This is a genomic window from Streptomyces flavofungini (genome assembly GCF_041028215.1).
In the GTDB taxonomy this organism is placed as follows: domain Bacteria; phylum Actinomycetota; class Actinomycetes; order Streptomycetales; family Streptomycetaceae; genus Streptomyces; species Streptomyces flavofungini_B.
This window is the reverse complement of sequence record NZ_JASKYR010000757.1, coordinates 1-3,862: the sequence shown is the minus strand read 5'-3', so window position 1 is coordinate 3,862 and position 3,862 is coordinate 1. Positions and strand designations below refer to the sequence as shown.

The window sequence follows — 3,862 nt, the reverse complement described above, 5'->3', positions numbered from 1 at the left end:
CGGCAGGACGCTCAGGCCCATGTCCTCCGGCGGGCCGCCCGCGACGTTGCGCATGACGCCGGTGGCGCCCGCGAAGTCGAGAGTGAGGTCGAACGCCTTGAGGTTGATGCCCCGGCCGTGCAGCAGCGCGCCCGCGCCGGGCACGCCGAGGTCGCGCGGCAGGTCCTCGCCCCGGTAGCGCTGGTGGTCGCGCATCTCGCGCATGGCGTCGGCGACGCGCCTGCTCAGCTCGCCCAGGCCGTCCCCGGGGTGCACGGTGACCCGCATCGGCAGCACGTTGACCGCCATGGCGGGGGTGCGCAGTTCGACCGATCCGGTACGGCACATCAGCGGCAGCGCGAAGACGACGTCGGTGCGGCCGAGCACCCGGTGCAGGAACGCGGCGTATCCGGCGATCAGCGCCTCGCCCCAGGTGACGCCCTCGCGCTCGGCGAAGGCCCGCAGCCGCGCCAGTTCCCCGGGCGGCAGGACGGCGCGGGCGGTCAGGGTGCGGTCGGGCGGCCCGGCGGCCGTGCCGGTGTCGCCGAGGTCGGGGAGCGGGGTGAACCGCTCGACCCAGTAGGCGCGGTCCTCGGCGAAGCGGTCGCTCTCGCGGTACTCCCGGTCGGCGGCGACGAGGGCGGCGAAGCCGCCGAAGGCGGCGGGGCGCGGCTCGGTGCCGCGCACGAGCGCCGTGTAGCGGGCGGCGGTGCGGCGGGCGAGCATCGCGGCGGTGTAGCCGTCGAAGATCAGGTGGTGGCCGAGCTGGGTGTACCAGACCTCGCGGTCGGAGAGCCTGATGACGGTGCGCGCGTACAGCGGGCGGTCCACCATGCCCCGGCAGGCCTCGCCGGTGCGCGCCCGTTCGGCGTCGACGAGCGCGTCCGCGGCGGCGCGGGGGTCCGCCTCGCCCCTGAGGTCGACGACCCGGGGCGGCTCGACCGGCTCGTCGCCGACCTTCTGGCGCGGCCCCTCGGGGGTGTCGTACACCCGCAGGCGCAGTGTCTCGGCCTCCTCGGTGGTGGCCTGTACGGCCGCCACCAGCGCGTCGACGTCGACCGGAGCGCCGTCCTCGCCGCCGGTTATCTCGATGACGTCGCCGACCACGTAGTAGGGCGAGTCCGGTTCGAGGCGTTGGGCGTTCCAGATGCCCTCCTGGGCGCTGGTCAGGGCGAGCAGTCCGTCCGTGGACACGCCTGTGGTGCTCAAGTCACTCTCCTTGCAGTGTGGGGACGACCATCGGCGTGTCCGTCACCGGGTCGGGGACGACGATGCTCGGCAGGTCGAAGACGTCCTTGATCAGCGCGGCGTCCACCACCTCCGTGGGGTCGCCCTCGGCGACGATCCGGCCGCCCTTCATGGCCACCAGGTGGTCGGCGAAGCGGCAGGCCTGGTTGATGTCGTGCAGGACGGCGATGACCGTGCGGCCCTCGTCCCGCAACGTCGCCAGCAGGCCGAGCAGTTGGTACTGGTGGGTGATGTCCAGGAACGACGTCGGCTCGTCCAGGAGCAGGCAGGGCGTCTCCTGGGCGAGGACCATGGCCATCCACACCCGCTGGCGCTGGCCGCCGGAGAGCTCCCGCACGGGGCGGTCGCCGAGGTCGGCGACGCCCGCGGCCGCCATGGCGCCGGTGACGGCGTCCTCGTCGGCGGCGGACCACAGGGCCAGCATCGACTGGTGCGGGAAGCGGCCGCGGCCCACGAGCTGGCGGACCTTGATGTCGTCGGGGGCCAGCGGGTCCTGCGGCAGGAAGCCGAGCTGCTTGGCCAGCGCCTTGGCGGGGTAGCCGCCGACCTCGCGGCCGTCCAGCTCCACCTGCCCGGAGTCGGGGCGCAGCAGCCGTACGAGGGCGCGCAGCAGGGTCGACTTCCCGCAGGCGTTGGGCCCCACGATGGCGGTGAACGCGCCGTCGGGCACATCCAGACTCAGCCGTGTGGACACCACCCGGTCTCCGTAGCGCAGGGTGATGTCCCGCGCGGTCAGGCGTGCGCTCACGCGCGCCTCACCTCCTTGGTCAGCAGCCAGATCAGGTAACAGCCGCCGATCGCGGTGCTCACCACGCCGACGGGGAGCGCCACGGGCGCGAGCAGCATCTGGGCGATGAGGTCGGCCCCCTGGAGCAGGACGGCGCCGGTCAGCGCGGCGGGCAGCAGCGGTACGCCCGCGGCGCCCGCGAGCCTGCGGCCGATCTGCGGGGCGGCGAGGGCGACGAAGGCGATGGGCCCGGTCACGGCGGTCACCGTGGCCGTGCAGCCGACGCCGACGAGGACCATGAGCAGCCGCAGCCGGTCCAGGCGGACCCCGGTGGACGCGGCGACCGCGTCGCCGAGTGACGCCTGGTGCATGGCGTGCGCCTGGGTGGCCAGCACGACGAGGAGCACGCCGATGACGGTGAAGGGGATGCCGAGGTCGTCCCAGCCGACGCCGTTGAGGGAGCCCGCGCTCCAGCCGACGGCGGCGATCGCCACCTCCAGTTCGGCGCGGAGCACGATCCAGGAGTTGACGGCGGTGACCATCGCGTTGACCGCGATGCCGATCACGACCAGGCGCAGCCCGGAGAAGCCCTTGTCGAACGAGAGGAGGTAGATGGTGGCGGCGACGACGAGCCCGCCGAGCACCGAGCCCGCGGCGAGCTGGGCGGAGGTGCCCGACAGTACGGTGAGGGCGAGCAGGGCGCCGGAGTAGGCGCCCGCGTCGAGCCCGATGACGTCCGGGCTGCCCATCGGGTTGCGGGTGAGGTTCTGGAAGACGGCCCCCGCGACGCCGAGCGCGGCGCCGAAGACCAGGGCGGCCAGGACCCGCGGCAGCCGCCAGTCCCGGATGACCACGGCAGGGTCGGCGCCGCTCAGCGCGGCGAAGACCTCGCCCGGACTGGACCAGGAGGCGCCGTAGCAGAGCCCGAGCAGGCCGAGGCAGAGGATCAGGGCGCCGAGGACGGCGACGAGGACGAGGGTGCGGCGGGCGATCCGCGGCCTGCCCCGCACGAGTGCTCCGAGCGCGGTCACAGCGAACCCTCCCCGAAGCGGCGGACGGCCCAGATGAGCATGGGGCCGCCGAGGAACGCGGTCACGACGGCCACCGGCACCTCGCCGGTGGGCAGCAGGACCCTGGAGCCGATGTCGGCGGCCAGCAGCAGGATCGGGCCGAGCACCATCGTGTGGAGGATCAGCCACGGCACGGAACCGGCGGCGGTCCTGCGGACCAGGTGCGGCACGATGAGGCCGACGAAGAGGATCGGCCCGGCGACCGCCGTCGCCGCGCCGCTGAGCACGGTGATGAGGACGAGGGCGATGCCGCGTACGCGGTGCACGTGTGCGCCCAGGGTGTGTGCCACGCTCTCGCCCATGGTCAGGGCGTTGAGCGACCTGCTCAGGGCGAGGGCGCCCGCCAGGCACACCACGATCGCGGTCAACGGCCAGGCGAGCGGGGCCTGTTCGCGGGCGGCGAGGGAGCCGACCGACCAGAACCGGTAGACGTCGAAGACGTCGGGGAGCATCAGCCGCATGCCGAGCGCGACGCCGGTGAGCACCGCCGTCAGGGCGACGCCGGTCAGTACCAGGCGCAGCGGCGAGCGGCGTCCGACGGCGGCGACGAGCAGCGCCGCGAGGACCGAGCCGGTGACCGCGCACCCCAACTGGCCCGCCTGCCCGGCGGCGAAGCCGAGCCCGGAGCCGAGGGTGATGGCGAACCCGGCGCCCGCGGTGACGCCGAGGATGCCGGGTTCGGCCAGCGGGTTGCGGGCCAGGGTCTGGATCAGCGCGCCCGCCACCGCGAGGGCGGCGCCCACGGCGATGGCGAGCAGCGCGCGGGGCGCCCGGACGTCACGCACGATGACGTGGTCGTCGGTGCCCTGGTGGTCGAGCAGCGCGCGCWSSACGCCAT

At 74.3% G+C, this 3,862-nt stretch carries 4 protein-coding genes; all 4 read right to left on the bottom strand.

Features of this window, described 5'->3' with window-relative positions; all coding sequences use genetic code 11:
* The coding region (locus AB8Z36_RS33885) for a condensation domain-containing protein (protein ID WP_369217222.1) at positions 1 to 1,188 on the bottom strand (1,188 nt) is incomplete at its 3' end.
* Between the two features lies 1 nt (position 1,189).
* Positions 1,190 to 1,975 carry an ABC transporter ATP-binding protein gene (locus tag AB8Z36_RS33880; protein ID WP_369217221.1) on the bottom strand — a complete coding sequence of 262 codons (786 nt, stop codon included), beginning with the start codon at positions 1,973 to 1,975 and terminating at the stop codon, positions 1,190 to 1,192.
* Positions 1,972 to 2,985, bottom strand: coding sequence for a FecCD family ABC transporter permease (locus AB8Z36_RS33875; RefSeq protein ID WP_440582068.1), 1,014 nt, complete (start codon positions 2,983 to 2,985; stop codon positions 1,972 to 1,974). Before AB8Z36_RS33875 ends, AB8Z36_RS33880 begins: the two co-directional genes overlap by 4 nt.
* Positions 2,982 to 3,862, bottom strand: an 881-nt coding sequence (locus AB8Z36_RS33870) for a FecCD family ABC transporter permease (protein WP_369217220.1), incomplete at its 5' end; no start/stop codon positions are given. The genes AB8Z36_RS33875 and AB8Z36_RS33870, both read right to left, overlap by 4 nt.